The 25289-nt window shown below is 73.6% G+C and carries 25 protein-coding genes and 2 pseudogenes; 12 read left to right on the top strand and 15 right to left on the bottom strand.

The features are described 5' to 3' along the window. Positions 1–44 precede the first annotated feature (44 nt). From Sru02f_RS10485 to Sru02f_RS10460, 6 genes are all read right to left on the bottom strand, one after another. Positions 45–257, bottom strand: a complete 213-nt coding sequence (locus tag Sru02f_RS10485; protein ID WP_167469710.1) for a hypothetical protein — start codon at positions 255–257, stop codon at positions 45–47. A gap of 2 nt (positions 258–259) precedes the next feature. Further along, on the bottom strand, positions 260–1597 hold the full coding sequence (locus tag Sru02f_RS10480; protein ID WP_109033605.1) for an MFS transporter: 1338 nt from the start codon (positions 1595–1597) through the stop codon (positions 260–262). Between the two features lie 39 nt (positions 1598–1636). Next, positions 1637–3100, bottom strand: coding sequence for a CitMHS family transporter (locus tag Sru02f_RS10475; protein WP_109033604.1), 1464 nt, complete (start codon positions 3098–3100; stop codon positions 1637–1639). Between the two features lie 123 nt (positions 3101–3223). Further along, positions 3224–5467: a molybdopterin-dependent oxidoreductase gene (locus tag Sru02f_RS10470; RefSeq protein WP_109033603.1), complete on the bottom strand. Its 2244-nt coding sequence runs from the start codon at positions 5465–5467 to the stop codon at positions 3224–3226. Between the two features lie 125 nt (positions 5468–5592). After that, the gene (locus Sru02f_RS10465) at positions 5593–6222 is read right to left on the bottom strand and encodes a TetR/AcrR family transcriptional regulator (RefSeq protein WP_109033602.1); all 630 of its coding nucleotides are present in this window, start codon (positions 6220–6222) and stop codon (positions 5593–5595) included. A 97-nt stretch (positions 6223–6319) separates the two neighbouring features. Then, positions 6320–6889, bottom strand: coding sequence for a hypothetical protein (locus Sru02f_RS10460; RefSeq protein WP_109033600.1), 570 nt, complete (start codon positions 6887–6889; stop codon positions 6320–6322). A gap of 211 nt (positions 6890–7100) precedes the next feature. Here Sru02f_RS10460 and hmgA point away from each other — a divergent pair, with 211 nt between their 5' ends. The 3 genes from hmgA to Sru02f_RS10445 are packed head-to-tail and all read left to right on the top strand — an operon-like array spanning position 7101 to position 10385. Continuing rightward, positions 7101–8426 (top strand): homogentisate 1,2-dioxygenase, encoded by a 1326-nt coding sequence (gene hmgA / locus Sru02f_RS10455; RefSeq protein ID WP_109033599.1) that lies wholly within the window; start codon positions 7101–7103, stop codon positions 8424–8426. A gap of 26 nt (positions 8427–8452) precedes the next feature. Further along, entirely contained in the window at positions 8453–9202 is a 750-nt protein-coding gene (locus Sru02f_RS10450) for a GntR family transcriptional regulator (protein ID WP_109033598.1), read from the top strand. A 22-nt stretch (positions 9203–9224) separates the two neighbouring features. Next, complete coding sequence (locus Sru02f_RS10445) at positions 9225–10385, top strand: type ISP restriction/modification enzyme (RefSeq protein WP_174855164.1); 1161 nt, start codon at positions 9225–9227, stop codon at positions 10383–10385. 25 nt (positions 10386–10410) lie between these two features. Here Sru02f_RS10445 and Sru02f_RS10440 read toward each other — a convergent pair whose 3' ends face one another. Continuing rightward, complete coding sequence (locus Sru02f_RS10440) at positions 10411–11115, bottom strand: TetR/AcrR family transcriptional regulator C-terminal domain-containing protein (RefSeq protein WP_109033596.1); 705 nt, start codon at positions 11113–11115, stop codon at positions 10411–10413. Between the two features lie 63 nt (positions 11116–11178). On the opposite strand from Sru02f_RS10440, the gene Sru02f_RS10435 reads away from it, so the two are divergent. Further along, on the top strand, positions 11179–12159 hold the full coding sequence (locus Sru02f_RS10435; protein WP_109033595.1) for an ATP-binding cassette domain-containing protein: 981 nt from the start codon (positions 11179–11181) through the stop codon (positions 12157–12159). Further along, on the top strand, positions 12156–12971 hold the full coding sequence (locus tag Sru02f_RS10430; RefSeq protein ID WP_109033594.1) for an ABC transporter permease: 816 nt from the start codon (positions 12156–12158) through the stop codon (positions 12969–12971). The genes Sru02f_RS10435 and Sru02f_RS10430 overlap by 4 nt, the downstream gene beginning before the upstream one ends. A 224-nt stretch (positions 12972–13195) precedes the next feature. Here the strand turns inward: Sru02f_RS10430 and Sru02f_RS10425 are convergent, their stop codons facing one another. The 3 genes and pseudogenes from Sru02f_RS10425 to Sru02f_RS10415 form a co-directional block, all read right to left on the bottom strand. After that, a complete protein-coding gene (locus Sru02f_RS10425; RefSeq protein WP_003977105.1) occupies positions 13196–13465 on the bottom strand; it encodes a hypothetical protein in 270 nt (89 codons plus the stop codon). A 115-nt stretch (positions 13466–13580) separates the two neighbouring features. Further along, a pseudogene (locus Sru02f_RS10420) lies at positions 13581–14332 on the bottom strand (anti-sigma factor). Further along, positions 14329–14871: a sigma-70 family RNA polymerase sigma factor gene (locus tag Sru02f_RS10415; RefSeq protein ID WP_109034110.1), complete on the bottom strand. Its 543-nt coding sequence runs from the start codon at positions 14869–14871 to the stop codon at positions 14329–14331. The pseudogene Sru02f_RS10420 and the gene Sru02f_RS10415 overlap by 4 nt, the downstream one beginning before the upstream one ends. Positions 14872–15084: 213 nt before the next feature. On the opposite strand from Sru02f_RS10415, the pseudogene Sru02f_RS10410 reads away from it, so the two are divergent. Beyond that, positions 15085–16742 (top strand): annotated as a pseudogene (locus tag Sru02f_RS10410) (serine/threonine-protein kinase). 2 nt (positions 16743–16744) lie between these two features. Here Sru02f_RS10410 and Sru02f_RS10405 read toward each other — a convergent pair. Then, the gene (locus Sru02f_RS10405) at positions 16745–17551 is read right to left on the bottom strand and encodes an SGNH family lipase (RefSeq protein ID WP_109033591.1); all 807 of its coding nucleotides are present in this window, start codon (positions 17549–17551) and stop codon (positions 16745–16747) included. 184 nt (positions 17552–17735) lie between these two features. Between Sru02f_RS10405 and Sru02f_RS10400 the strand changes: the two genes are divergently transcribed. Together Sru02f_RS10400 and Sru02f_RS10395 are read left to right on the top strand one after the other, a co-directional pair. Further along, on the top strand, positions 17736–18830 hold the full coding sequence (locus Sru02f_RS10400; protein WP_109033590.1) for a DUF5925 domain-containing protein: 1095 nt from the start codon (positions 17736–17738) through the stop codon (positions 18828–18830). Positions 18831–18864: 34 nt separating this feature from the next. Beyond that, the gene (locus tag Sru02f_RS10395) at positions 18865–19632 is read left to right on the top strand and encodes a DUF72 domain-containing protein (protein ID WP_109033589.1); all 768 of its coding nucleotides are present in this window, start codon (positions 18865–18867) and stop codon (positions 19630–19632) included. An 80-nt stretch (positions 19633–19712) separates the two neighbouring features. On the opposite strand, the gene Sru02f_RS10390 is transcribed toward Sru02f_RS10395, so the two are convergent. Further along, a complete protein-coding gene (locus tag Sru02f_RS10390) occupies positions 19713–20078 on the bottom strand; it encodes a GntR family transcriptional regulator (RefSeq protein WP_174855163.1) in 366 nt (121 codons plus the stop codon). Between the two features lie 71 nt (positions 20079–20149). Between Sru02f_RS10390 and Sru02f_RS10385 the strand changes: the two genes are divergently transcribed. Both Sru02f_RS10385 and Sru02f_RS10380 read left to right on the top strand, forming a co-directional pair. Then, on the top strand, positions 20150–21076 hold the full coding sequence (locus Sru02f_RS10385) for a GNAT family N-acetyltransferase (protein ID WP_109033587.1): 927 nt from the start codon (positions 20150–20152) through the stop codon (positions 21074–21076). After that, a complete protein-coding gene (locus Sru02f_RS10380; protein WP_109033586.1) occupies positions 21057–21557 on the top strand; it encodes a DUF402 domain-containing protein in 501 nt (166 codons plus the stop codon). Before Sru02f_RS10385 ends, Sru02f_RS10380 begins: the two co-directional genes overlap by 20 nt. A gap of 13 nt (positions 21558–21570) precedes the next feature. On the opposite strand, the gene Sru02f_RS10375 is transcribed toward Sru02f_RS10380, so the two are convergent. Beyond that, positions 21571–22188: a class I SAM-dependent methyltransferase gene (locus Sru02f_RS10375; RefSeq protein ID WP_109033585.1), complete on the bottom strand. Its 618-nt coding sequence runs from the start codon at positions 22186–22188 to the stop codon at positions 21571–21573. 151 nt (positions 22189–22339) lie between these two features. Here Sru02f_RS10375 and Sru02f_RS10370 point away from each other — a divergent pair, with 151 nt between their 5' ends. Next, positions 22340–22474, top strand: coding sequence for a hypothetical protein (locus Sru02f_RS10370; RefSeq protein WP_003977094.1), 135 nt, complete (start codon positions 22340–22342; stop codon positions 22472–22474). Between the two features lie 25 nt (positions 22475–22499). On the opposite strand, the gene Sru02f_RS10365 is transcribed toward Sru02f_RS10370, so the two are convergent. Then, on the bottom strand, positions 22500–22970 hold the full coding sequence (locus Sru02f_RS10365; RefSeq protein WP_003977093.1) for a GNAT family N-acetyltransferase: 471 nt from the start codon (positions 22968–22970) through the stop codon (positions 22500–22502). 177 nt (positions 22971–23147) lie between these two features. On the opposite strand from Sru02f_RS10365, the gene cbcC reads away from it, so the two are divergent. Then, a complete protein-coding gene (gene cbcC / locus Sru02f_RS10360; protein ID WP_109033584.1) occupies positions 23148–24206 on the top strand; it encodes a carbohydrate-binding protein CbpC in 1059 nt (352 codons plus the stop codon). A 110-nt stretch (positions 24207–24316) separates the two neighbouring features. Here cbcC and Sru02f_RS10355 read toward each other — a convergent pair whose 3' ends face one another. After that, entirely contained in the window at positions 24317–25180 is an 864-nt protein-coding gene (locus Sru02f_RS10355; protein ID WP_109033583.1) for an esterase/lipase family protein, read from the bottom strand. Between the last annotated feature and the right edge of the window lie 109 nt (positions 25181–25289).

Genomic DNA, 25289 nt, shown 5'->3' with positions numbered 1-25289 from the left:
GCGGGGCGTCTCACGACGTGATCACGCCGGGACCGGGCGCCGCGTCAACCGTTCGACGAGCCGTCCGACGAGCCGTCGAGGTCGCCGCCTCCGCGGCGGCCGTCGGAACGGCGGGAGGCGCGGACCAGCTCGCCCGCCGCCAGGGTCGCCGTCGCCACCGCGCGCGTCCAGGGCGGCCCGCCGCGGCCGGCCCACACGACGCAGGCGCAGCCGCCGGCGACGAGGAGCAGGACGACGGACAGAACGATCAGGATCATGCTCATCCCTTCGACTCCCGGCACGGCCGGCTGTCGCCCGCCCGGTCCGGGACATCCTGCCCGATCTCCGGACTCCGGGGCCCGGCGGCCCGGCCCGCCGCACCTGTCGCACCGGTCGCGCCTGTTGCACCGGCCGCATCGGTCGCGCCCGCCGCATCGGTCGCGCCGGTCGCGCCGGTCGACGGCGAACGCAGGGCGACGCCCGAGGAGAGCAGGAGGAGCGCGCCCAGCATCACGAAGGGCGCGGCCACACCCGCGACGCCCGCGATCAGGCCCGCGGCGGCGGGGGCGGCGACCTGGCCGAGGCGGTTGCCGGTCAGGCGCAGGGCGAGCGCCGTGGAGCGCGCCTCGTCGGGGGCCGCCTGTACGACCGTGGTCATGGAGAGCGGCTGGCCGACGCCCAGGCAGAAGCCGAGGGCGACCAGCATCAGGGCGAGCGCCCACACCGGCACCGGCAGCGCGACCCCGGCGCACAGCAGGGCGGCCAGCAGACAGGTGACCGTGAGCAGCACCGTGCGGCCGAGCAGCCGCAGCAGGGGCGTCAGCACCAGCCGGCAGGCGATCGTCGCGGCGGCCCGCAGGCTGAGCAGTACGCCGATGACGGCCGGGGAGATTCCCCGGTGCTCGCCGACCACCGGCAGGTAGGCGGTGAGGACGTCGGTGGCGGAGAGCACGGAGAGGCTGATCAGGATGCCCGCGGGCACGCCCCGGGCGCGCAGGATGCCCGCCACGGGGACGCGCGCACCCTGCCGCGCACGGGACTTGGCGGTTCCGGGGTGCTCTATGCGCCACAGGGACGTGAAGGCGACCGCCGCGCCCGCGCCCGCCACCACCAGGGCGAGCGCGCTGCTGCCGGCCATGTCGGGGCCTCCGATGAGCGCGCCCGCGGCGATGGGGCCGATCAGCTGGCCGAGCGAGGCGCCGATGGTGAAGTGGCCGAAGTTGCGGTCCTGTTCGTGCGGCGCGGACTGGCGGGCGACCAGTGACTGGGCGCCGATGACGAAGCAGAGGTGCCCGAGGCCCATGACGCCGCTCCACAGGGCCATCGTCCACAGGGACCCGGCGTCGCCGCTCAGCGCGCAGCCCCCGGCGATGAGCACCACCCCGGCGGGCAGCAGCGGTGCACAGCGCCCGTGGTCGGTGCGGCGGCCCAGCGGAACGGCGGCGAACAGCGGCAGCAGCGCGTACACCCCGGCGATGACACCGACGGCCCGTTCGTCCGCGCCCAGCGCGAGGGCCCGGTAGGAGACGGCGGGCCGGGCCATCGACACCGCGGCCTGTGCGAAGCCGAAGGCGATGACGAGGCGGAGCAGCCAGCCGCGGTTCCCACCGGGCACCATGATCGCGCTTCCTTCCGATGATCCGATGTTCTCCGACGGTCAGATGATGCCGAACAGGATGCCCGCCGCGAGGATCACCAGGCTCGTCAGGACGGCCCACTTCACCACGAACCGCGTGTGGTCGCCGAACTCGACCTTGGCCATGCCGACCAGGACGTACACGGCCGGCACCAGCGGGCTGGACATGTGCAGCGGCTGGCCGACGATCGAGGCGCGGGCGATCTCCAGCGTCGACACGCCGTGCGCCTGGCCGGCCTCGGCGAGCACCGGCAGGACGCCGAAGTAGAAGCCGTCGTTCGACATGAAGTACGTCAGCGGCAGGCTCAGCAGGCCGGTCACCAGGCCCATCTGCGGGCCCATGCCGTCGGGGATGGTGTCCACGAGCCAGTTGGCCATGTGGTCGACCATGCCGGTGCCGGTGAGGACGCCGGTGAAGACGGCGGCGGCGAAGACCATGCCGGAGACGTTGAGGACGTTGTCGGCGTGGGCCGCGATGCGGGCCTTCTGGTCCGGGATGTGCGGGAAGTTGACGGTGAGGGCGAGCGCGGCGCCGATCAGGAAGAGCACCGGGATCGGCAGCAGCTCCATGATCATGGCGGTGAGCAGCGCGACCGTGAGCAGCGCGTTGAACCAGTACAGCTTGGGCCGCAGGGTGGGCCGGTTCGGGTCGAGGCCCTTGAAGTCGTCGTCGGACTCGCCGTCGGCCCCGGTGTCCCGGTCGCCCGCCGCACCCGAGCCGGCCGCCGCACCGCGACCCGCACCAGCACCAGCACCAGCACCAGCACCAGAAACCCCGGCCGCCCCCGTACCTGCACCTGCTCCCGCGCCCGCACCGACCAGCACCGTCTCGGTCTCCGGCTCCCGCTCCAGTGCCTCGTCCAGCGACAGCGTGCCCAGCCGCCTGCGCTCGCGCAGACCGAGCACGTACGCCAGGACGACGACTGCGACCAGGCCCACGGCCAGGGCCGGGATCATCGGGACGAAGATGTCGGTGGCGTCGACCTTCAGCGCGGTGGCGGCGCGGGCGGTGGGGCCGCCCCAGGGCAGCGTGTTCATCACGCCGTTGGCCATCGCGGCGACGCCGGTCATCACGACCAGGCTCATCTTCAGCCGCTTGTACAGCGGGTACATCGCCGAGACCGTGATCATGAAGGTGGTGGAGCCGTCGCCGTCCAGCGAGACGATCGCGGCGAGCAGCGCCGTGCCGACGACGATGCGCATCGGGTCGGCCTTGCAGAACTTCAGGATGGCCCGGACGATCGGGTCGAAGAGCCCGACGTCGATCATCACACCGAAGTAGACGATCGCGAACATGAGCATCGCCGCGGTGGGGGCGAGGCTGGACACGCCGTCGATGACGTAGTCGCCGAGATGGGCGCCCTTGCCGACGAGCACGCAGAACAGCGCGGGAATCAGCACGAGCGCCGCGATCGGCGACATCTTCTTCATCATGATCAGGACCAGGAAGGTCGCGATCATGGCGAAGCCGAGGATGGTCAGCATGAGTGAGTACCTAACGTTCGCCCTTGAACATCCCACCGGGGCAGGCGGTGCGAGCGACGTTAGGTGGCGCGAAGCAGCGTTAACAAGGCGTTGACATGCGAGCAATAAGCGCAGAACTCCAGGTCACAGCTCTGCCCCGGTCAGTGCCGTGAGCGTTACGGGTACGCCGTTGAGTACGGCGTTGCCCGAGAGCGGGTCGAGCGCGCTGCCGTCGAGGAGCTGGTTGACGTTGACGCCGGGGTCGGTGGCGGCGTGCGTCTGGCGGGTGCCGGGCCGGTCGTGGCCCCAGCCGTGCGGGAGGCTGACGACGCCGGGCCGGACGGCGTCGGTGACCTCGGCGGGGACGGTCACCGCTCCGCCGGGGCCCTTCACGCGCACGGGTTGCGCACCGCGCAGACCCAGCCGTGCGGCGTCCTCGGGATGCACGTGCAGGGTGCAGCGGTTGGAGCCGCCGGTGAGGGCGGGGACGTTGTGCATCCAGCTGTTGTTGGAGCGCAGGTGGCGGCGGCCGACGAGGACGAGCCCGGCGGGGCGCTCGTCCCGGGCCCGGGCGAGGCGCGGCAGGTCGGCGGCGATCGGTGCCGGGAGCAGCTCCACCTTGCCGCTGCGGGTCTTCAGGGGCTGCGGCAGGCGGGGGCGCAGCGGGCCGAGGTCGATGCCGTGCGGGTGGGCGAGGAGCCGCTCCAGGGTCAGCCCGTCGGGCCGGGCGCCGAAGCCGTCGCCGTAGGGGCCGAGGCGCAGCATCAGGTCGAGGCGCCGCTCGGGGCCGTTCTCGCCGGTGAGCAGCGCGGTCGGTTCGGCGGGGTCGCGGCCGTACACGGGTGAGTGCGGTTCCCGCACGGACCTGGCGAGGGTCTGTTCGATCACCATGGCGTCGACGGCGGCGGGGTCGGTGCCGTGCGCGCCGCCGACGGCCAGGGTGAGCCGGGCGAGTATCTCCGTCTCGGCCATCCTGCCGGGCTCCAGCGGGACGGCGGGGCGGGTGTAGCGGACCTGGTTGCGCACGGCAAGGGTGTTGAAGGCGAAGTCGTGGTGCGGGCTCTGGGCGGGCGGGGGCGGCGGCAGGACGACGTGGGCGTGGCGGGAGGTCTCGTTGAGGTAGGGGTCGACGCTCACCATGAAGTCGAGGGAGTCCAGCGCCTTGTCGAGCCGGTCGCCGTCGGGCGCGGACAGGACGGGGTTGGCGGCGACGGTGAGCAGCGCGCGGACGGGCTCGCCCGCGTCGGTGGCGGTGTCGATCTCCTCGGCGAGGGCGGACAGCGGCAGTTCGCCCTTCGCCTCGGGGTGCCCGCTCACCCGGGAGCGCCAGCGGCCGAGCGCGAAGCCGCGGCCGGGTCCGGCGGGGCGCGGGGTCCGGTCGGTGGCGGCCTGCGGGAAGAGCGCGCCGCCGGGCCGGTCGAGGTTGCCGGTGAGGATGTTGAGGACGTCCACGAGCCAGCTGGCGAGGGTGCCGTGCGGGACGGTGCAGCTGCCGATGCGGCCGTAGACGGCGGCGGTGCGGGCGGCGGCGAGTTCGCGGGCGAGGGCGCGCGTCACGTCCGGTTCCACGTCGCAGGGGGCGGCGACGGACTCGGGGGTGAAGTCGCGTACGGCGGCCGCGACGTCGTCCACTCCCTCGACGTGCGGGGCGAGTGCGCCGAGGTCCACCAGCCCCTCCTCGTACAGCACGTGGACCATCGCGGCCAGCAGCAGCGCGTCGGTGCCGGGACGGATCGCCACGTGCCGGTCGGCGAGCTTCGCGGTGCGGGTGCGGCGCGGGTCGATGACGGTGAGGGTGCCGCCGCGGGCCCTGAGCGCCTTGAGCCGGCCGGGGAAGTCGGGGGCGGTGCACAGACTGCCGTTGGACTCCAGCGGGTTGGCGCCGATGAGCAGGAGGTGGTCGGTGCGGTCGAGGTCGGGCACCGGGATGGCGTTGGCGTCGCCGAAGAGCAGTCCGCTGGAGACGTGCTTGGGCATCTGGTCGAGCGTGGACGCGGTGAAGAGGCTGCGGCTGCCGAGGGCGCCGAGCAGGACGTTCGGGTAGAGGGCGCCCGCCATGGTGTGGACGTTCGGGTTGCCGAGGACCACGCCGACGGAGTGCGGGCCGTACTGCTCGACGAGGGGCCGGACGCCGGCGGCGACCGCGTCGAAGGCCTCCTCCCAGGTGGCTTCGCGCAGTTCGCCGTTCCTGCGCACCAGCGGCGCGCGCAGCCGGTCGGGGTCGGAGTCGACGGCTCCGAAGGAGGCGCCCTTGGGGCAGATGAAGCCCCGGCTGAAGACGTCGTCGCGGTCGCCGCGGGCGGCGGTGACCGTGCTGCCGTCGACGGTGAGGGCCAGGCCGCAGGTGGCCTCGCACAGGGGGCAGATACGCAGGGCGGTGCGGGGCACGGGGTCCTCCCGGAAGGCGGCGGTGGCGCGCTGTGCCCGGCGAGCATACCGACCGGTAGGCATGTTGGGGAGGGGGCGGACGGGCGACGGCAGGGGTGTTCGGGCGGACGGGCGGCCGCGCCGGGTCAGTCGAGCACGCGGCCCAGGTACGCCCGCAGCAGTTCCCGGGCCTCCTCGATGATCTTCTCGTCCCCGTCCGGCGCGACCCGGAAGGCGAGCTGCACGAGGGTGTCGGCGGTCTCCACGGCCACGAGGAAGACGCGGCGCAGGTCGTCGTCGGGGCGGCGACCCAGGTAGCCGGAGAGCAGTTCGGTGAGCCGCTCGGCGACGCGGTGGTTGGGTACGGCGTGGCGGTCGCCGACCGGGATCTGGTTGCCGAAGTCGATCAGGGAGAAGCCGGGCGCGGTCCGCTTCATCGCCAGGTACTCGTCGAGCACGGCGTCCAGCGCACCGCGCCAGCCGCCGCCGTCCGGCCCCGAGTCCGTCTCCGTCAGCCGTTCGGTCACCCGCTCCGCGTAGCGTTCCAGGTTGCGCTGGGCCAGGGCGTCGGCCATCTGGCGCTTGTTGCCGAAGAAGCGGTACACCGACCCGATGGGCACGTCCGCGCGCAGCGCCACGGCCCGGGTGCTGAGGGCGTCGTAACCGACCTCGTCGAGGAGGTCGGCGCAGGCGTCGAGGATCCGGGTCAGCCGTTCGGCGCTGCGTCGCTGCACGGGGGCACGGCGGAGCGGGGTCGCGTGGGACACGGTCCTCATGATGCCCTGCCCACCCGGCCGGGTGAACCGTGGCCTCCGGTGCGGCCGGGGGCGCCCGCCGGACCTCCGGGGCGCCGGAGGGGGGTGACGGGCGCGCTCACCGGTCCGCCGTCGGTTCGGTGACCGTCCGGCCCTCGACCGTCTCCGGCTGCGTCGCCCCGGTCGGCTCCGCGTCCGACGCCGTGATGTCCGCGGTGCTCTCGACGGGCTCGCCGTCGACGGCCCAGACGGTGTCGTCGTCCGCGTACAGGCGGACCGTGAGCTGGTGGGTGCCGCGCGGGACCAGGCCGGCCGGCAGGCGGTACCGGGGGCCGCGCAGGAGGGTGAGGAGGTCGCCGTCGAGGAAGAGGTGGGCGACGCCGCGGCCGGCCACCGCCTTCGCCTCGGTGCCCTCCGGCGAGAACCTGAAGTCGCGGACGGTCAGGCGCACGTCCCAGCTGTCGTCGGCCTCGGGCTGCACCTCGACGCCGACCTCGGGGGCGCGCTCGGCGTCCACCTCGCGGTAGCGCCGGCCCTCGTCGTCGGTGTCCTCGAGCAGCTTGCCCACCGGCGTGGCCGAATCACCCACCTCCGGTTCTTCCCCGCCCCCGGAGCCGCAGCCCGCCGTTCCCGTCAACAGCAGGACACAGACCGCGAGCACGGCGAGCACTCCTCGCGTCCACGACATGACGCGAGACTAGAACACGGGTCCGACAGTCCGGATCCCCCGGGGGTCTGGTTCCGGTCATCCTCATCATCCTCACGACGGATGCCGGGACGGAGCGGGCGGGCGGGAGCGGAGCGGGGAAGTCCTCTTGTGCCCTCTTGCGCGCGGGAAACCGCAATCCTACGGTGTGCCATAGGAATCGGGTGGGAATCGGGTTGCGAGGGAGCGATCAATGAGCGGGGACGCGCGGAAGACCGCGGAGGGGCTGGCCTATCTGTCCGGTTTCGGCAACGAGCACGCCTCGGAGGCCGTGGCGGGCGCGCTGCCCGAGGGCCGGAACTCGCCGCAGCGGGCGCCGCTGGGCCTGTACGCGGAACAGCTGAGCGGCACGGCGTTCACGGAGCCGAGGGCGCACAACCGGCGCTCGTGGCTGTACCGGATCCGCCCGTCGGCCGCGCACCCCGCGTTCACCCGTGCGGGCAACGGCACGATCCGCACCGCGCCCTTCAACCAGGCCGTGCCGGACCCGAACCGGCTGCGCTGGAACCCGCTGCCGGTGCCCGGGCCCGCCACGGACTTCGTCGAGGGGCTGTGGACGCTCGGCGGCAACGGCGACGCGACCCAGCGCACCGGCATGGCCGTGCACCTGTACCACGCCACCGCGTCCATGGAGCGCGTCTTCAGCGACGCGGACGGCGAGCTGCTGATCGTCCCGGAGCGCGGCGGCCTGCTGCTGCGCACCGAGTTCGGGCTGCTGCACGCCGAGCCGGGACACGTGGCGCTGATCCCGCGCGGGGTCCGCTTCCGCGTGGAGCTGCTGGACGAGGACGCCCGCGGCTACGTCTGCGAGAACTACGGCGCGCCGTTCCAGCTCCCCGACCTGGGGCCGATCGGCGCCAACGGTCTGGCCAACGCCCGGGACTTCCGCGCGCCGGTCGCCGCGTACGAGGACGACGAGAGCGCGCCGGGCCCGGTGGAGGTGGTCAACAAGTTCTGCGGCAACCTCTGGACGGCCGAGTACGACCACTCCCCGCTGGACGTCGTCGCCTGGCACGGCAATCACGTGCCCTACGTCTACGACCTGCGCCGTTTCAACGTCATCGGCTCCATCTCGTACGACCACCCGGACCCGTCGATCTTCACGGTGCTCACCTCCCCGTCGGACACGCCGGGACTGGCGGGTGTGGACTTCGTGGTGTTCGCGCCGCGCTGGCTGGTGGGCGAGGACACCTTCCGGCCGCCGTACTTCCACCGGAACGTGATGAGCGAGTACATGGGCCTGATCGAGGGCGCCTACGACGCGAAGGCGGAAGGCTTCGTGCCGGGCGGCGGTTCGCTGCACAACATGATGTCGGCGCACGGCCCGGACCGGGAGACCTTCGACCGGGCGAGCGCCGCCGAGCTGAAGCCGCAGCGGATCGACGACGGACTGGCGTTCATGTTCGAGACGCGGTGGCCGGTGACCCTCACCCCGCAGGCGGCCCGTGCGGAGCACCTCCAGCCCCGCTACGACGACGTCTGGCAGGGCCTGGAGCGGCACTTCCGCCCCTTGCACTGAGGTTTTCCTACCGGTACGGATGGCCCGTGACCTCCTTCGCCCCGGACTCCATCGTCCTGAACCGCAAGCTGCCGCTCTGGTACCAGGTGTCGCAGTCGCTGCGCGCCTCGATACTCGGCCGCTCGCCCCGGGACCCGCTGCGCCTGCCCACCGAGGAGCAGCTGGCCGGGCACTACGGGGTGAGCGTGCTGACCATGCGGCAGGCGCTGAAGGAGCTGGAGGACGAGGGGCTGATCACCCGCCACCGCCGGCGGGGCACGTTCATCGAGCCGCACGCCCGGCGGGGCGCCCCGGTGCGGCTGCTCGGCTCGGTGGACGCGATCGTGGCGCAGCAGTCCGGGATGAAGGCCGAGCTGCTGGACCACGGCACCGCGCCGGTGCCGTCCGAACTCGCCGAGTACTTCCCCCGGGTGCCGGAGGTGGCGCTGTACCACCGGCTGCGCTGCGACGAGAAGACCGGCGAGCCGACCAACCACGCCCGCAACTACGTCCGTCCCGAACTGGCCGCGCGCATCGACCTGGACGACCTCGCCCGGTGGCCGATGACGAAGGTGCTGCGGGACGTGGTGGGCATGGACATCAGCCGGATCACCGACACCGTCGAGGCCCGGCTCGCGGACCCGGAGACGGCACGGCTGCTCGAAGTCCCGCTGCTCAGCCCGATCCTGCACTACACGGGCATCACCTACGACCTCGAGGGCCGGGTCCTGGACGTGGCGGTCATCCACTACCGGGGCGACCGCTTCTCCTTCACGGTCACCCTGGATGCCACGTGAGCCGGCGGCGCCCCGTCGTACGATGCCCGGCGTGACGCACGACGACGCCCCGCCGCTGGCGGACCTCATGCCGTGGTCCGTCGCACCGCCGCGGCTCGGCCGGGGGTGGCCGACGGCTCCCGACGCGGCGTCCCTGAAGGCCCGCTGGGACGCCCTGCTGAAGGCCGAGGGACCCGACCGCGCGACCCTGTTCGAGCCGACCCGCTCGCGCACGCCGCAGTCGGCGGTCGGGCGGCTGCCGGGCGGCGCCGGGGGCACCGAGCGGCTGGCGCGTGCCGCGGGGCCCTGTCCGGAGCCGGTCCGGGTGCTGCGGGCGCCGTTCGACGAGCAGTGGCTGATCCCCGACCACCGGCTGATCGACGCGGCCCGTCCGGAGCTGTGGCGGGTGGCCGACGCGCGGCAGGTGTTCGTGGTGGAGACGCCCGGGACCGCCGGTGGGCCGCTGCTCCTCGCGACCTCGCTGCTGCCGCTGTTCGGGCCCGCCCGGATCCGTCCGCTGTACCGCCGTCCGGGCGGCACGGAGCCCAACCTCGCCCCGGGCCTGCTGGACCACCTGGCCGCCCGGCTCGGGGTGCGCCCGGGCCCGCTGGACGTGCTCGCCTGGTCGGCGGCGGCCGTGCGGCCCGGCTCGCTGGTGCCGCTCACCGCGGACCCCGCGCTGTGGGAGCACGGGGTGGAACTGGGCCGGCGCGCCCTGTGGCTGATGCGCCGCGACGGCGAACGCCCCAAGCTGCCCGGCGGCCGCCGCCCGTACGTCCGCGCCCCGCTGCCCCCGCGCCCGCCGGCCCTGCGCTACGACCGGGAGGAGGAGGCCCTGTTCCTGGACGAGGGGCGCATCTCCCCCGTGCCGCCCGGGGCCTGGGAGTTCGAGGTGGGCGGGGTGCGGGTGCTGGAGCAGTGGTTCGCGGCCCGCGCGGACGAGGGCGAGCCCGGCACGCTGACGGCGATCCGCCCGGCCGGCTGGCCGCAGAGCTGGACCTCCGAACTGCTGGAGCTGATCACGGTGCTGGCGCTGCTCGCCGACGTGCGGGACGAGTGCCGTGAGTTGACGGTCACGGACGAGATCACCACGACCGAGCTGCTCGAGGCGGGCGTACTTCCGGTGCCCGGGGCGGCCCGCCGGCCGGCCTCCGTCCTGGACGACCGCGAGGAGGGGCCGGAGGGGCAGCTGGCGTTGCTGTGACCCCCGGCCGGATCGGCGCCCCCGCTCAGGCGAACCCGTCCAGCACCCGGGTCAGCGCCCGCTCGAAGACCCCCTCCAGGTCGATCGGTCCCGCGTTTTCGGCGAAGGACGCCGCCAGCCGCGGGTAGGCGCCGCTCGCGACCTGCCGGCCGAGGTAGGCGATGCGCGCCGCGTTCTCCTGCTCCTCGGACCAGGGCAGCGAGCGGGTGCGCTCGACGGTGGCGATCTCGTTGGCGACGTACGTCGTCACCACGCCGTTCACCATCGCGACCAGCTCCATCTTGGTGCCGTAGGGCGCCTCGAACGGGTCGAGGCAGGCCAGGCAGTGCTCCAGGTAGCGCAGGGCGTTGGGGCTGAAGCCGTAGACGGGGGACATCAGGCGGGGCAGCCAGGTGTGGCGGTGCATCAGGGCGCGGGTCTGCCGGGCGACCCGGATCATGTCCGCGCGCCAGTCGCCGCTCGGCTCCCACAGCTCGTGCTCGCCGCTGACCGCGTCCATCATCAGCTCGTACAGGTCCTCCTTGCGGGGGACGTAGTTGTAGAGCGACATGGTTCCGCAGCCCAGCTCGCCGGCGACGCGGCGCATCGAGACCGCGTCCAGGCCGTCGGCGTCGGCGATCCGCGCCGCGGCGGCGGCGATGTCGGCGCGGGTGTACGCCGGTCTCGGCCCCCGGCCGGTGCGCTCGGGGCGCGACCAGATCACTTCGGGTACGGCCGCTCGGCCCGCCATCGTGCATCACCTCGGCCACCATCCTAGTTACGTACACCGTACGTAGTGCGCTATGGTCGACACATGACTACTACGTACGCTGTACTTAGTGAGGGTCTGGAGAAGCGCTTCGGTGCCGTGCGCGCGCTGCGCGGCCTGGATCTCGCGGTGGCCGAGGGCACCGTCTGCGGGCTGCTCGGGCCGAACGGGGCGGGCAAGACCACGGCGGTCCGGCTGCTGACGACGCTGCTGCGGCCGGACGCGGGCTCGGCGCGGGTCGCCGGGCACGACCTGGTGCGGGAGGCTGCCGCGGTGCGTCGCCTGATCGGGGTGACCGGGCAGTACGCCTCGGTGGACGGGGACCTCACCGGCCGGCAGAACCTGCGGCTGTTCGCCCGGCTGCACCGGGTGCGGGACGCGGCGGCGCGGGCCGACGAGCTGCTGGACCGCTTCGGCCTGGCCGACGCCGCCGACCGGCCCGCCGCCACCCTGTCCGGCGGCATGCGGCGCCGTCTCGACCTGGCCGCGAGCCTGGTGCGCCGCCCCGAGGTGCTGTTCCTGGACGAGCCGACGACCGGGCTCGACCCGGCCAGCCGGAACCGCGTCTGGGAGACCGTGCGCGCCCTCAAGGCGGACGGCACCACCGTGCTGCTCACCACGCAGTACCTGGAGGAGGCCGACCGCCTGGCCGACGACATCGCCCTGGTGGACCGGGGCCGGGTCGCGCACACCGGGTCGCCGGCCGAACTCAAGGCGCTGGTGGGGGCCTACGCACAGGCCGTCGTCCCGGACCCGGACGCACTGGTGCGGGCGGCGGGGGTGCTGGACCGGCTGACCGGGGCCGAACCGGTCCTGGACCACGAGCGGCGCACGGTCGGCGCCGTCAGCACCGATCCGACCCTGACCCTGCCCCGCCTGGTGCGCGAACTCGACGCGGCGGGCGTGCCCCTGGTGGACGCGAGCCTGCGGCCGCCGACCCTCGACGACGTCTTCCTCCGCCTGACCGGCGGCAACGGCAGCGACGACCGCAACGAGAGCAACGACGGCAAGGAGCTGGTGGCATGAGCGCGGTGACGACGGGTCCGCACGGCTCGGCGTACGGTCTGGCGTACGACGGGGCGGCCATGCTGGGCCGCCAGTTGCGGCGGGCCCGCAACAACCCGGGGCTGCTGATCCTCACCCAGACCATGCCGATCACGATGCTGCTGTTCTTCGGCTACGTCTTCGGCAGCGCGCTGGCGATGCCGGGCGAGGAGTACCGGGCCTTCCTGGTACCGGGGTTGCTGGTCGCCACCGCCGCGAACGGCATCATGACGGGCATGTTCCAGGCGGCCCAGGACACCCACCGGGGCGTGACGGACCGCCTGCGGACGCTGCCGGTGAGCCGGGCCGCCGTGCCGCTCGGGCAGTCGGTCGCCGACGTGCTCGTCACGGCCGCCGGGACGGTGCCGCTGCTGCTCGTCGGGCTCGCGGTGGGCTGGCGGGTGGAGGGCGGCGCGCTCGGCGCGGTGGGCGCGCTCGGGCTGTTGCTGCTGTTCCGGTTCGCGACGACCTGGATCGGGATCTTCCTGGGCCTGCTCACCCGCAACGAGGAGGCCGCCGGTCAACTCGGCGGCGCCACCTTCATCCTTCCGCTGCTGTCCAACGCGTACATCCCGACCGACGGACTGCCGGGCTGGCTGCGCACGCTCGCGGAGTGGAACCCCATCAGCGCGGTCGCCACGGCACTGCGGGACCTCTTCGGCAACGCGCCCGTGCCGGACGGGGCCGCCTGGCCGGTGACGCATCCCGTCGCCGGGTCGCTGGCCTGGTGCGCGGTCCTGCTGGCGGTGTTCGTCCCGCTCGCGGTACGCCGGTACGCGCACGGGGACCGCTGAACGGGCCGGGGTACCGCGTCACCGCCGGTGGGGAGGCGGCGGGGACGGGAAGGTGCCGTGCGGGACCAGAACGTGCGAACGCGTGCGGGACGGACGTACGAGGCCGGGTGTACCGGGAAAAGCCCGCGCTCGGGGAGCACACCGGGGCGCCGCTGCGTGCCGTGGGGATGACGGACGAGTGCCGCGGCGCCGCGCCGGGAGGTGTGACCGCCGGAGCGCGGGCCTCAGTTGCCGCCGAACAGCGAGCGGCGCAGTCGACGCAGTGGCGCGAACAGCGAGACCCGGCGCACCCTGGCGCCCCGGTTGCTGCGCTTGTGTGCAGGCTCACGCGCGGTCAGCTCACGCATCAGCGACGTCGCCTCCACGGTCTCCCGCGGCGGCAGGGCGGGCCCTCCGAGTACCGCGAGATGACGGTCGAGGCGCGAGCTGGTCGCGCTGCTTCCGCAGGTGATCGCAGGGACCCTTGCCCTGCTGCGCACTGTTATCTGTTCCATGTCACTCCCCACCCGTACGAGTCCACCCGGCCCGGGCAGGGTAACCCTATCGCCCCGGTACGGCATGCGTGTATCGCGGTCACAGGATTCACCTTCCCCGTAAGGGGGTTGACGATTACTCTCCGAATCCAACAGATTCCAGGGCGAGTTGGACGAACGGCTCGGTCGTCGGCCGGTCCGAGCCGCCGCCGGGTTCCACCGTCACCGCGAGTGACGTCGCGGAGCGGCTCAGGCCGACGGCGATCAGGGGCGTGTCGCCGTCGAGGAGCCCGAGGGAGCGCGGCTCGGCGCCGGGGCGCATGACCCACAGTTGGCGCACGCGGTCGCCCGGCGGCTCGCCGTACCCGCTCAGGGTCACCACCGCGCGCCCCCTGGACGCGGAGGCGACCACCGCGACACCGCGGCCGCGGGCGTCCGCACCGCGCGCCGCCCGGGCGTCCGGAGCGGCGAGAACGTGGGCGATCTCACGTGCCCGGTCCCGTGCGGTGTCCAGCTCGTCCCGGGTCCGGTCGGCCCGCACCGCGAAGAGCGAGGCGACCACGAGCGCCGCGGCGGCCGTCACCGTGGCGAACGGCACGAGCAGGGGCGCGGCCGGACGTGCCCGACCGACCGCCGCGGGACGGGTCCGCGCGCGGGAGCGGGCTCCTGCGCGATGGTGCGTACGGCGGCCAGGACCCGCTCGCGCAGGGCGGGCGGCGCGGGGGCGGCCGTGGACCGGGCCAGCCGGACGGCGTCCTCGGACAGCGCCCGCACCTCGGCGGCACAGCGGGCGCAGCCCTTCAGGTGCCGTTCGAAGCGGACCCGTTCGGCGCCCTCCAGGGCGTCCAGGGCGTAGGGGGCGGCGAGCGAGTGGCCGAAGAGGCTCATGCGACGCCGCCCAGGCACTCGCGCAGACGGCCCAGTCCGTCGCGCATCCGGGTCTTCACCGTGCCCAGCGGCAGGGAGAGGCGCTCGGCCACCTCCCGGTAGGTGTAGCCGTCGTAGTAGGCGAGGGTGACCGACTGGCGCTGCAACGCGGTCAGGCGGTCCAGGCAGCGCCGCACCCACTCGCGTTCGAGTCCCGCCTCGACCTCCTCCGACACCTGGTCGAAGGCGGGGTGGTGGGAGCGGTGGGCCTCGCGCCGGTCGCGTTCGCCGGCCGCGCGGGCGCTGCGCACCCGGTCGACGGCACGGCGGTGGGCGACGGTGAGGATCCACGACAGGGCACTGCCCCGGCGGGGGTCGAAGCGCGCCGCGGACCGCCACAGTTCGAGCAGCACCTCCTGTGCCACCTCCTCGGACTGGGCCGGGTCGCGCACCACGCGCCGGACAAGTCCGAACACCGGCCCCGACACCAACTCGTACAGCTCCTCGAAGGCCTTCTGGTCGCCGTCCGCCACCAGCACCAGCAGCTCGTCCGCCGCCATCCGGTCGCCCGCCACCCCGTCCCCCTCTCCGCGGACCGGCTCCGGCCCGTCGACGTCACCGCCGGGCGCGCGGTGCACGCCCTCCGCAGGGGTTACGGATGCGCGGCCCGAAAACGCCAGTGGCCGGGGCGGGATCGGCGCCGAGGGGGTCGCATCCGCACCGGGTTGGTCTACTTTGTGAAGGGTCCGCGCGTGACGTCATAGGGGGCGCCCGTGTCCGGAGAACCCGACGGCGAGCGTGTGATCGCCGGTCGCTACCGGCTCCTGTCGCCGCTCGGCGAGGGCGGCATGGGCACCGTGTGGCGCGCCCGCGACGAGGTGTTGCGCCGCGAGGTCGCCGTCAAGGAGGTGCGCGCCCCCGCCGGGCTGTCGCAGACCGATGTCGGGCGGATGTACGCCCGGCTGGAGCGCGAGGCGTGGGCCGCCGCCCGGATCTCCCACCCCAACGTGGTCACGGTGTACGACGTGGCCACCGACGGAGGCCGGCCCTGGATCGTGATGGAGCTGGTCCGCGGGCTGTCCCTGGCCGACCTGCTGGACGCCGAGGGCCCGTTGGAGCCCCGCCGGGCCGCGCTGATCGGCGCCGAGGTGCTGGCCGCGCTGCGGGCCGCGCACGCCGCCGGGGTGCTGCACCGGGACGTGAAGCCGGCCAACGTGCTGCTGGCGAACGACGGCCGGGTGGTGCTGACCGACTTCGGGATCGCCAGGGTGGAGGGCAGCGAGGCGCTGACCATGACCGGCGAGGTCGTCGGCTCGCCCGAGTTCCTCGCCCCGGAGCGGGCGCTCGGCCGCACGCCCGGTCCCGCGTCCGACCTGTGGTCGCTGGGCGTGCTGCTGTACGCGGCGGTGGAGGGGGCCTCGCCGTTCCGTCAGGACACCCCGCTGAGCACCCTGCGGGCGATCGTCGACGAGGAGATGCCGCCGCCGCACCGCGCGGGTGCGCTCGGGCCGGTGCTGGAGGGCCTGCTGCGCAAGGATCCGGCCGGGCGGCTCCCGGCGGAGGAGGCCGAGCGCGAGTTGCGCCTCGTGGGCGCCGGCGGGGCACCGTCCGGCCGGGGTCGCGCACCGGCGCGCCGCCGTCCGGCGCGTTCGCCCCGACGGTCGTGGCCGCCCACCCGGGGCCGCCCACCGCGCCGACGCCGCCGATGCCCGTACCGGCGGCCGGGGACACGTCCGCGGCGGGTGCGCCCGGCGCGCCGAGGGGCCGGGACCGGCGGGCGCGTGCCGTGCTGCTGGTGGGGCTGGCCGTGCTGGTCCTGGCACTGGCCGGACTGACGTACTCGCTGCTGGACCGCTCGGACGGCGGTGGCGGGACGGAGGGTTCGGGCGGAGGCACGCACCCGGGGGTCACGTCCGCGGCGACGAGCGACGGCGCCGGGGAGCCGAGTCCCTCGGTGTCCTCCGGGAGCGACGGCGGGGAGAGCAGCCCCGCACCGCAGTCGGTGGAGGTGTTTGTGGTGGGCTCGCGCACCCACTACTCGGGGGCCTGTCCGCCGCCGCACGACCGGGCACCGGCGTTCACGGCGACGTTCACGGTCGGGCGGCTGCCCGCGGAGGTCGGCTACCGGTGGGTGACCGCGGACGGGTCGGTCTCCGACCCGGGGTGGCGGACGCTGTCCTTCCCGTCGGGCGGCGAGCGCTCGCGACAGGACCGCGTGGTGGTGACGACGCACGACGACACCGGCGCGTTCGAGGGTGCCGTACGCGTGGAGGTGCGCAGTCCGGTGCGGGCCACGTCCAACGCGGTGGCGTTCTCGGTGACTTGCGGGACCGGGACGGAGACGGGGACGGGGACGGGGACGGGGACCCCGTCGGGCGGGGCCTCCCACTCCTCGTCTCCCTCCGCTCCTTCTTCCTCCCCTTCCGCCTGAGGTCAGGCGGCGCCGTTGAGGACCGGCAGGTAGCCACCGGACTGGCCGGCCGCGGTGGGGTGGTACGACTCGCCGATGTTCAGCCAGTTGACGCTGTGCAGCCAGGGGCTGCCGGAGCACAGCTCGTGGCCGGTGAAGGTGGTGCGTACGTCGCCGAAGGTGAAGCCGTGGGCGGCGGCGCGCTGGGCGATGACGGTGTTGAGGTGGTCGGAGGCCTTGTTGATCGCCGTCCGCTTGGTCTCGGACAGGCCGATGCAGGTGGTGCCGAGCTTGTAGAAGCGCGGGTAGCCGATGACGACGACGTGGGCGTTCGGCGCCTTGTCGCTGATCGCCGAGTAGACGCCGTCGAGCTTGCCGGGCAGCGTCGAGTCGACGTACGCCTCCGCGGTGGCGATCCGCGACAGGCAGGAGCTGTCGGACTGGAGCACACAGGTCGTCATGGTGTCGCCGAACCCGGCGTCGTTGCCGCCGATGCTGATCGAGACGAGACCGGTGCCGGAGCCGAGCGGGCCGAGTTGTCCGGAGAGAACATCACCCGTACGGGCCCCGGAACAGGCGGTGAAGTCGAACGTGGAGGGCGAGTGGGCGGCCGCCCACAGGTACGGATGGGACTTCGTACTGCGCTTGCAGTCGCCGCTGGAGCTGATGTAGCTGCCCGATCCGACCCCGGAGGAGTAGGAGTCGCCGAGGGCCACATAGCCGTCGGCTGCGGCGTGTTGGGCCGCCTGGGCGGTCGCGGCCCCGGTGAGGGCGGCGCCGGCGGCGAGGAGGAGTGAACTTAGGAACCCGACAAGTCGGAAACGTCTCATGGAACCTCCCTTAGCAGGATTGCTGCCACAACCGTGGTAGCAGCTACGCGCGTTGACTGGAAGTGTCCATGCCAAAAAATGGCTGACACTCGTTCAAGTTCGGACGGAAGCCGGCGGGAACGCCCCTGCGTGCGCGCCCGGGAAAGCGGGTGCACGCGGCGGCCGGGTGCCCGATCATGGCGGCATGTCCGTGAACCCGCACGAAGTCCTGCCGATCCGGCTCAACGTGGACGACAGCGACTCCCCGTCCGACGTCGTCGACGCGCTGTTCCTCGGCCGTTTCGCCACGGGTGAGCAGCCGTACTCGCACGCGGCCAACATCGACCGCGTACGGTCCGGCGCCACGCTGCTGCCGCCCGGCGCGCGCGTGCTGCGGATCGCCCGCGACGACGACCGCAGCGCGACGCTGGCGGAGGGCGACGGCTGGACGCTGCTGATCTCGCGCTGGAACCGGGGCGCCGACGTCACGGTGACGGCGACCAGCGCCGACCTCGCCGAGAAGGTGCTCGGCGAGGCGACGGACGGAGCGGCGGACGAGCCCGAACCGCAGCCGGAGAACGTGACGATGGGCTTCTGGTACGTCTCCCCGCGCCGCGGCCCGCACCGCACCACCCGCCAGATCGCCGCGGGCACCTGGGACGAGGTCCGGGCCAACTACACGGCGCCGGTGGCCGACGCGATGGACGGCCTGATGAAGACGACGCCCGAGGACATCGCGGGCCGGCTGCTGCTCCTGCACGGGCCGCCGGGCACCGGCAAGACCTCCGCGCTGCGCACGCTGGCCCGCTCCTGGCGGGACTGGTGCCAGGTGGACTGCGTCCTCGACCCGGAGCGGCTCTTCTCCGACGTCGGCTATCTGATGGACATCGCCATCGGCGAGGAGGACGCGGCGGGCAAGGGCCGCTGGCGGCTGCTGCTGCTGGAGGACTGCGACGAACTGATCCGCGGCGAGGCCAAGCACACGGCGGGCCAGGCGCTCTCCCGCCTGCTGAACCTCACCGACGGACTCCTCGGCCAGGGCCGCAACGTCCTGGTCGGCGTCACCACCAACGAGGACCTGGAGCGGCTGCACCCCGCCGTCGTCCGCCCCGGCCGCTGCCTGGCCCGCATCGAGGTCGGCCCGCTGACCCGGCGGGAGGCGGTGGACTGGCTCGGCACGGAAGAAGGGGTCGGCCGCGAGGGCGCCACCCTGGCGGAGCTGTACGCGCTGCGCCGGGGCATCTCACCGACCGCGCTGCCGGAGCCGCGGGCGGGCGCGGAGGCCGGGCTGTACCTGTAGCCCGGACGCCGCAGGGCGGTGCTTTGATGGGGGTATGACCCTGTTCGTCGGCACGTCGGGCTGGCAGTACCGGGACTGGCGGGAGAGCTTCTACCCGCCCGGTCTGCCGGTCCGGCTCTGGCTGGAGCACTACGCGGCCGCCTTCGCGACGGTCGAGATCAACAACGCCTTCTACCGCCTGCCCGCCCGGGAGACCTTCGCCGCCTGGCGGGACCGCGTCCCACCGGACTTCACGGTCGCGGTCAAGGCCAGCCGCTACCTGACGCACGTCAAACGCCTGCGCGACCCGGCCGAACCGGTCGACCGCCTGATGACCCACGCGGCCGGTCTGGGCGACCGCCTCGGCCCGGTCCTGCTCCAACTGCCCCCGACCCTGCGCGCCGACCCGGACCTCCTGGACACCTGCCTGGCCTGCTTCCCGCCGGGGACCCGGGTCGCGGTGGAACCCCGGCACGAGTCCTGGTGGACACCCGAGGTCCGCGAGGTCCTCGTGTCCCGGCAGGCGGCCCTGTGCTGGGCGGACGTCCGAGCCCGACCCGTCACGCCCCTGTGGCGCACCACCGACTGGGGCTACGTCCGCTTCCACGAGGGCCGGGCCACGGCCTGGCCGCACTACGGCCGCCGCTCCCTGGCCACCTGGATCGACCGCATCACGACGACCTGGCCGAACACGAGCGATGTCTACGCGTACTTCAACAACGACCCCGGCGCAGCAGCGGTGACCGACGCCAAGCTGTTCGCCGCACTGACCCGCACATCGAAGGCGACGGTCACCAGAACGCCGACAGAGGCGCGGGGCTGAGACATTTGCGGCTCCGCCGCGTGGGCGCGACCAGCCACGACGCACCCGCGGACGAGAACGGACCCCCGCCGGGACGGCGCTCACCCATAAGCCGCCCGCAGGGCATCCCGCACGGCGTCGATCGCGTCCCCCTCGGTGACCCCGAGCCGCCGAGCCCGCTCGGCATAGCCCTGGGCCGCGGCGGCCACCTCCCGCTCCGCCGCGGAGCCCGCGGCGGCGACGAACGTTCCGTTGCGCCCCCGGGTCTCGATCACCCCGTCCGCCTCCAGCGCCCGGTACGCCTTGGCGACCGTGTTCGCGGCGAGCCCGAGGGATTCGGCCAGTCCGCGCACCGTGGGCAGCCGGTACCCGACCGGCAGCGCCCCCGAGCGCGCCTGTTCGGAGATCTGCGCCCGCACCTGCTCGTAGGGCGGCGCGCCGTCGTCGACATGGATCTTCAAGGTCACCCGGCGATTGTCCCGTATCCCCGGGAAAATGAGAGGCATCCGACCGCCCGGCCGCCGTAGCGTGCGTCCTCATGACCGTTCTCGTACGCGACCTGCGTTCCGACGACCCGGCCGATGTCGCGGCCTTCGCCCAGGTCCGCCGCCTCGCCCTGCCGTTCATCCTGTGGACGCCCGAGGCGGTCGTGCACCGGCTCGTCCACAGCCACCCGGACGCCCGGAGCCGGTCCCTGGTCGCGGAGGAGGACGGGGAGGTGATCGGCACCGCCCAGCTCGGGCTGGTGCACGACAGCCCGGAGCCCGGTCAGGCCTACCTGAACGTCTACGTCCATCCCGAGCGGTTCCGGCGCGGGGCCGGCGGCCTGCTGGTGCGTACGGCCGAGGAGCACCTGATGGGCGAGGGCGCCCGGAAGCTGTACTCCTGGGTGCTGGACGGGCCCACCCACCTGGCCTTCGCCGGGCGGCACGGCTACGAGCGGCGGCGCGCCTCGCACTTCCTCCGGCTGGACCTGGCGAACGCCGCGCTCCCGCCCCTGGGGTCCCCTCCCCCGGGCGTCGAGCTGCGCACGGCCGCCGACTACGCGGACGACCCCCGGCCCGTGTTCGAGCTGGACGCGGCGACGGTCGCGGACGAACCGAGCGATGTCGAGGTCGAGTTCACGGACTATGAGGCCTGGCTCGCGGAGACCTGGCGGCACCCGTTGCTCGACCGCGAACTGACCACGGTCGTGGTCGTCGACGGCCGCCCGGCCGCGTTCAGCGTCGCCCACACCGACGGTCTCCGGTACGCGACCGCGATGACCGGCACGGTCCGTGCCCGGCGCGGCCGGGGCCTGGCCAAGCTCGCCAAGACCGCCTCCCTGCACCGGGCCCGCGCGGCCGGGTACACGGAGGCGCTCACCGGCAACGACACCGACAACGGCCCGATGCTCGCCATCAACAAGTGGCTCGGGTACGAGATCTGCGCGACGGAGGTGCGCCATGTCCGTGAACTCGGCTGAACCGCCCATCGAGGTGGACGTGATCCTGGTCAAGGCGGGCCGGACCAAGATCCGGTACCCGGCCACGCTGCTGCACGACGACGGCACCCGCCTCGCCGTGCGTGCCCCCTGGGCGGGGGACGGCGTGCGCGACTTCGGCTTCGTGCGCTTCGAGGCCGGGGACGTCTTCACCGAGTACTACTGGCGCGACCGGTGGTACTCGGTGAAGGAGGTCCGGACCGCGGCCGGTGTGCTGAAGGGCTGGTACTGCGACATCACCCGCCCCGCCGTCCGCACCGGCACGGAGCTGGTCGTCGAGGACCTCGACCTGGACCTGTGGCGCTCCGCCGAAGGCACGGACGTACGGCGCCTGGACGAGGACGAGTTCGCCGAGAGCGGACTGGCGGACCGGGACCCGGAGGCCGCTGCCGCCGCGGTGGCCGCACTGGAGGAACTGGAGCGGCTGGCTCGCGGGGACGGCTTCACCGGCCTGCTGGAGTAGCCCGCCGCACGGCTCACCCGTACGTCGCCACCACCGCGTACCGCTCGTCCGCCACCTCCCTGCCCCACAGCGACGGGTCGTCCGACAGCCGCTCCACCCTGGCCTGCCCGGCGAGCGGGCCGAGCAGGACGGTGACCCGGTCGGCCGGTATGCCGACCGGGGAGACGCTCCCCCACACGCCCTCGACCAGGACCAGCCGCCCTCCGGGGCGCAGCAGCTGCCGCCAGTGCCGCAGGGCCCGACCGGGGTCGGGCAGCGTCCACAGGACGTGCCGGACCAGCACGGCGTCGAAGCGCTGCTCCCCCACGGGCGGTGCCGCGGCGTCACCGGTGAGGAACACCGCGTCACGGCCGGCGAGCTTGGTCCTGGCCAGCTCCACCATGGCCGGGGAGAGGTCGACGCCGGTGACCCGGTGCCCCTGCTCGGCCGCGAGGAGTGAGAGGCTGCCGGTGCCGCAGCCCAGGTCGAGCACGTCGCCGGGGAGCGCGGGCAGCCAGGAGGCCAGCCTGGCCGCCCAGGCCCGGCGCACCTCCGGGTCCCGCAGGCCGTGGTCCGGCTCGTCGTCGAAGGAGGCGGCCAGCGCGTCCCAGTCGGCACCCGGTGCGGTCGCTTCGTCACTGTTCCCACTCATGCGCCCAGGGTGACACCCGCCACTGACAACGGGTCCGGGGCAGGAGAACGTGACAACCGCCACTGACAGTTGTGCATCGATGAGTGAGTCTCGGGGAAAGGGTCTACCTCCGTGAGAACGCGGAACCCGGTGGATCCGTAAGGAGGCAGCCATGCGCCGTCTGACCGTGCAGAAGCCCCTGAAGAAGACCGACGCCCGCCGAGTCCGCGAGGAGATCGACGAGCGCCCCTCCGGGCGCCCGGAGGTCCGCAAGGACATCGCGCGCACCTGGTGGCCGGAGAGCTGACCTGCGGGTCCGGGCATGAGACGCCTCAGAGCAGCAGCCGCTTGCGGTAGTGGACGCGGTCGTAGGGCCCGTCCACCCGGCGTTCCACGACCTCGTACCCGTACCTCGGGTAGATCTCCTGGTTCTCCCGCATCATCGCGTTCGTGTAGAGCCTGACCTCGGGCAGGCCCAGCGCCCGCGCGTGCGCGTCCACGAACCGCAGCAGCCGCCGGCCCACGCCCCTGCCGTGCGCGTCGGGGTGGACGGCGACGCTGTCGAGGAACAGGTGGTCGGCGTGCGCCTCGACGACGACGAGTCCAACAGGTCCCGCCCGGCCCGTGCCGGGCTCGTCCGTGACGAACACCTTCCCCGCCGCCACGTCCGCCGCGTGGTCCGCCTCCATGGGCTGCGGCACCACCCCGATGCGCTCGACGTAGGGGAGGTACGCGGCGTCGGTCACGGCCTGCACCGCCGGCACGTCCGCGGCGGTCGCGGGCCGGATCCGTTCTCGTTCCATGCCGCGAACGGTAGCTACCTCAGCCCAGCCTGAGCACTCCCTTAACGCGACCATAAGGATCTCCGTCACCCGCCTCCAGCAGGCGATTTCGCGGTTTCTCGGGGCTAGCTTGCTGATCGACCCCACGGGTTCCGGCCCGAGTCGCGCATCCCCAGTGACCGTTTCGAGGAGTTCCCCATGCCCGCACCGTCCGCGTCCCGCAGGGCCGCCGCCGTCGCCGTCGCCGGTCTCGCCCCGCTCGCCCTGACCACGTTGGCCGCCGCCCCCGCCTCGGCGCACGGTTCGATGGGCGACCCGGTCAGCCGGGTGTCGCAGTGCCACGCCGAGGGACCCGAGAACCCGAAGTCGGCCGCGTGCAGGGCGGCGGTCGCGGCGGGCGGCACGCAGGCGCTCTACGACTGGAACGGCATCCGCATCGGCAACGCCGACGGCAAGCACCAGGAACTGATCCCGGACGGCAAGCTGTGCAGCGCCAACGACCCGGCGTTCAAGGGCATGGACCTGGCCCGCGCAGACTGGCCCGCGACCGGTGTGAGCAGCGGCTCGTACACCTTCAAGTACCGCGTGACGGCCCCGCACAAGGGCACCTTCAAGGTGTACGTCACCAAGCCGGGCTACGACCCGTCCAAGCCGCTGGGCTGGGGCGACCTGGACCTGTCCGCCCCGGTGGCGACCTCCACCGACCCGGTCGCCTCGGGCGGCTTCTACACCTTCTCCGGCACGCTGCCGGAGCGGTCCGGCAAGCACCTGCTGTACGCGGTGTGGCAGCGCTCGGACAGCCCGGAGGCGTTCTACTCCTGCTCGGACGTCACTTTCGGCGACGGCGACGGCAGCAGTAGCGGCAGCGGTGCGGCCGCCGGCGAGGACACCGCGTCCGGCGACGCGGAGGCGGGTGCCGTCCCGGCTCCGGAGGCCTCCGCGCCCTCCGAGGAGCAGCTCGCCGACGCCGCGGAGAAGTCGACGATCGAGCACCACGGTCACGGCGACCAGGACGCGGCGACCACCACGGACCCGACGGACCCGGCCGCCGCTCCGGAGAAGGCGCCCGGTGCCGCCGCCGAGCCCAACCAGGTCAAGGCCGCCGGTGGGGGTACGGAGAACCTCGCCGAGACCGGCGGGGACAGCACCACGCCCTACATCGCCGTCGGCGGCGCCGCGGCCCTGGCCCTCGGCGCGGCGGTCCTGTTCGCGTCGGTCCGGCGGCGCGCGACGACCGGTGGCCGGCACGGCCACTGACGCGGAAGCGGGGGGACCACGGGGGAACGGGGAAACGCGGGGCCCGTCCGGCGGCTCAGGCCGGGCGGGCCCCGCGTGACGTGCGCCGGGGCGCGGAGGGGGCGCGCCCGTCAGCCGAAGACGGAGGCGCAGGTGGTGGGCGTGGCGTGCGCCGGGTCCAGGGCGTTGGTCACCTCGTGGAAGGCGATCCGGTCGAACAGCCCGATCGCCAGGTGCTCGGAGAGGTCGAGCGGGCACAGGTCCTGCAGCACGACGTTGCGCACGCCGGGGCCGTCGAGGAACTGGCCGCGGTACGGCGTGACCACCTCGTCGTACTTGGTGGCGAGGACGGTGTAGCGCACGCCGGGCACGGTGTCGCCGCCCGCGTTGAGCTTGGTGAGGACGTCGGAGCCGACGACCTGGTCGGCGAGGGCGGGGGTGTGCTCGTCGAGCAGGTCCTCGGCGCCGGGGAAGTACGGCAGCAGGCGGGTGAGGCCGGACAGCGTGGTGCCGTGGTTGCTGGGCGCGATGCCGACCAGGGCGTTCACCTTGGCGGCTCCGCCGAGGAACTTGAGGTAGTAGCGGGGCATCATGCCGCCCTGCGAGTGGCCGACGAGGTCGGTCTCGGTTGCTCCGGTCGCGGCGAGCACCTTGTCGACGTGGGCAACCAGTTGTTCCGCCGACTTCTCGACCGGGCCGAGTCCGTTGAAGAGCGGAACGCCGGGCAGTTGGCCGTAGTCGAGGGAGAAGACGCAGTAGCCGCGGTTCTTCAGGTAGGGCGCGAGGCCGAGCCAGTTGTCGACGGAGTTCCCGAAGGTGCCGTGGACCAGGACCACCGGGCGGGGGTGGGCGGCGGAGGGCTTGCAGGTGTAGTCGTTCCAGCCGGAGGCAGGGCGCGCGTCCGCGGCGTGGGCGGTGGTGGCGGGGACCAGGGCGATGGCGGCGGTCAGCAGCAGGGCGGTCAGGGGTCTGAGCGCGCGTATCCAGGGCAGCATCGGGTGATCTCCTTGCGGGGCAGGGGAGTTTCGATGGCAGGACGCCCTGTGATCCGGATCACGGGATGCTGTTCACTCGTCAAGTTACGGGCGAGTAGCGCACGCGTGA

The sequence above is a fragment of the Streptomyces rubrogriseus genome, from assembly GCF_027947575.1.
Taxonomy (GTDB): Bacteria; Actinomycetota; Actinomycetes; order Streptomycetales; family Streptomycetaceae; genus Streptomyces; species Streptomyces rubrogriseus.
Note: the sequence above shows the minus strand (reverse complement) of the source record. Positions and strands in the feature narration are given on the sequence as shown.

What these genes read in the sequence shown, in the direction of transcription:
- Sru02f_RS10375 (WP_109033585.1), bottom strand. Translation starts at nt 22,188, where the DNA reads ATGAGTGGGAACAGTGACGAAGCGACCGCACCGGGTGCCGACTGGGAC.
- Sru02f_RS10395 (WP_109033589.1), top strand. Translation starts at nt 18,865, where the DNA reads ATGACCCTGTTCGTCGGCACGTCGGGCTGGCAGTACCGGGACTGGCGG.
- Sru02f_RS10370 (WP_003977094.1), top strand. Translation starts at nt 22,340, where the DNA reads ATGCGCCGTCTGACCGTGCAGAAGCCCCTGAAGAAGACCGACGCCCGC.
- Sru02f_RS10385 (WP_109033587.1), top strand. Translation starts at nt 20,150, where the DNA reads ATGACCGTTCTCGTACGCGACCTGCGTTCCGACGACCCGGCCGATGTC.
- Sru02f_RS10425 (WP_003977105.1), bottom strand. Translation starts at nt 13,465, where the DNA reads ATGGAACAGATAACAGTGCGCAGCAGGGCAAGGGTCCCTGCGATCACC.
- Sru02f_RS10405 (WP_109033591.1), bottom strand. Translation starts at nt 17,551, where the DNA reads ATGAGACGTTTCCGACTTGTCGGGTTCCTAAGTTCACTCCTCCTCGCC.
- Sru02f_RS10415 (WP_109034110.1), bottom strand. Translation starts at nt 14,871, where the DNA reads ATGGCGGCGGACGAGCTGCTGGTGCTGGTGGCGGACGGCGACCAGAAG.
- Sru02f_RS10400 (WP_109033590.1), top strand. Translation starts at nt 17,736, where the DNA reads ATGTCCGTGAACCCGCACGAAGTCCTGCCGATCCGGCTCAACGTGGAC.
- Sru02f_RS10380 (WP_109033586.1), top strand. Translation starts at nt 21,057, where the DNA reads ATGTCCGTGAACTCGGCTGAACCGCCCATCGAGGTGGACGTGATCCTG.
- hmgA (WP_109033599.1), top strand. Translation starts at nt 7,101, where the DNA reads ATGAGCGGGGACGCGCGGAAGACCGCGGAGGGGCTGGCCTATCTGTCC.
- Sru02f_RS10445 (WP_174855164.1), top strand. Translation starts at nt 9,225, where the DNA reads ATGCCCGGCGTGACGCACGACGACGCCCCGCCGCTGGCGGACCTCATG.
- Sru02f_RS10435 (WP_109033595.1), top strand. Translation starts at nt 11,179, where the DNA reads ATGACTACTACGTACGCTGTACTTAGTGAGGGTCTGGAGAAGCGCTTC.
- Sru02f_RS10460 (WP_109033600.1), bottom strand. Translation starts at nt 6,889, where the DNA reads ATGTCGTGGACGCGAGGAGTGCTCGCCGTGCTCGCGGTCTGTGTCCTG.
- Sru02f_RS10480 (WP_109033605.1), bottom strand. Translation starts at nt 1,597, where the DNA reads ATGGTGCCCGGTGGGAACCGCGGCTGGCTGCTCCGCCTCGTCATCGCC.
- Sru02f_RS10485 (WP_167469710.1), bottom strand. Translation starts at nt 257, where the DNA reads ATGATCCTGATCGTTCTGTCCGTCGTCCTGCTCCTCGTCGCCGGCGGC.
- Sru02f_RS10430 (WP_109033594.1), top strand. Translation starts at nt 12,156, where the DNA reads ATGAGCGCGGTGACGACGGGTCCGCACGGCTCGGCGTACGGTCTGGCG.
- Sru02f_RS10440 (WP_109033596.1), bottom strand. Translation starts at nt 11,115, where the DNA reads ATGGCGGGCCGAGCGGCCGTACCCGAAGTGATCTGGTCGCGCCCCGAG.
- Sru02f_RS10355 (WP_109033583.1), bottom strand. Translation starts at nt 25,180, where the DNA reads ATGCTGCCCTGGATACGCGCGCTCAGACCCCTGACCGCCCTGCTGCTG.
- Sru02f_RS10475 (WP_109033604.1), bottom strand. Translation starts at nt 3,100, where the DNA reads ATGCTGACCATCCTCGGCTTCGCCATGATCGCGACCTTCCTGGTCCTG.
- Sru02f_RS10465 (WP_109033602.1), bottom strand. Translation starts at nt 6,222, where the DNA reads ATGAGGACCGTGTCCCACGCGACCCCGCTCCGCCGTGCCCCCGTGCAG.
- cbcC (WP_109033584.1), top strand. Translation starts at nt 23,148, where the DNA reads ATGCCCGCACCGTCCGCGTCCCGCAGGGCCGCCGCCGTCGCCGTCGCC.
- Sru02f_RS10365 (WP_003977093.1), bottom strand. Translation starts at nt 22,970, where the DNA reads ATGGAACGAGAACGGATCCGGCCCGCGACCGCCGCGGACGTGCCGGCG.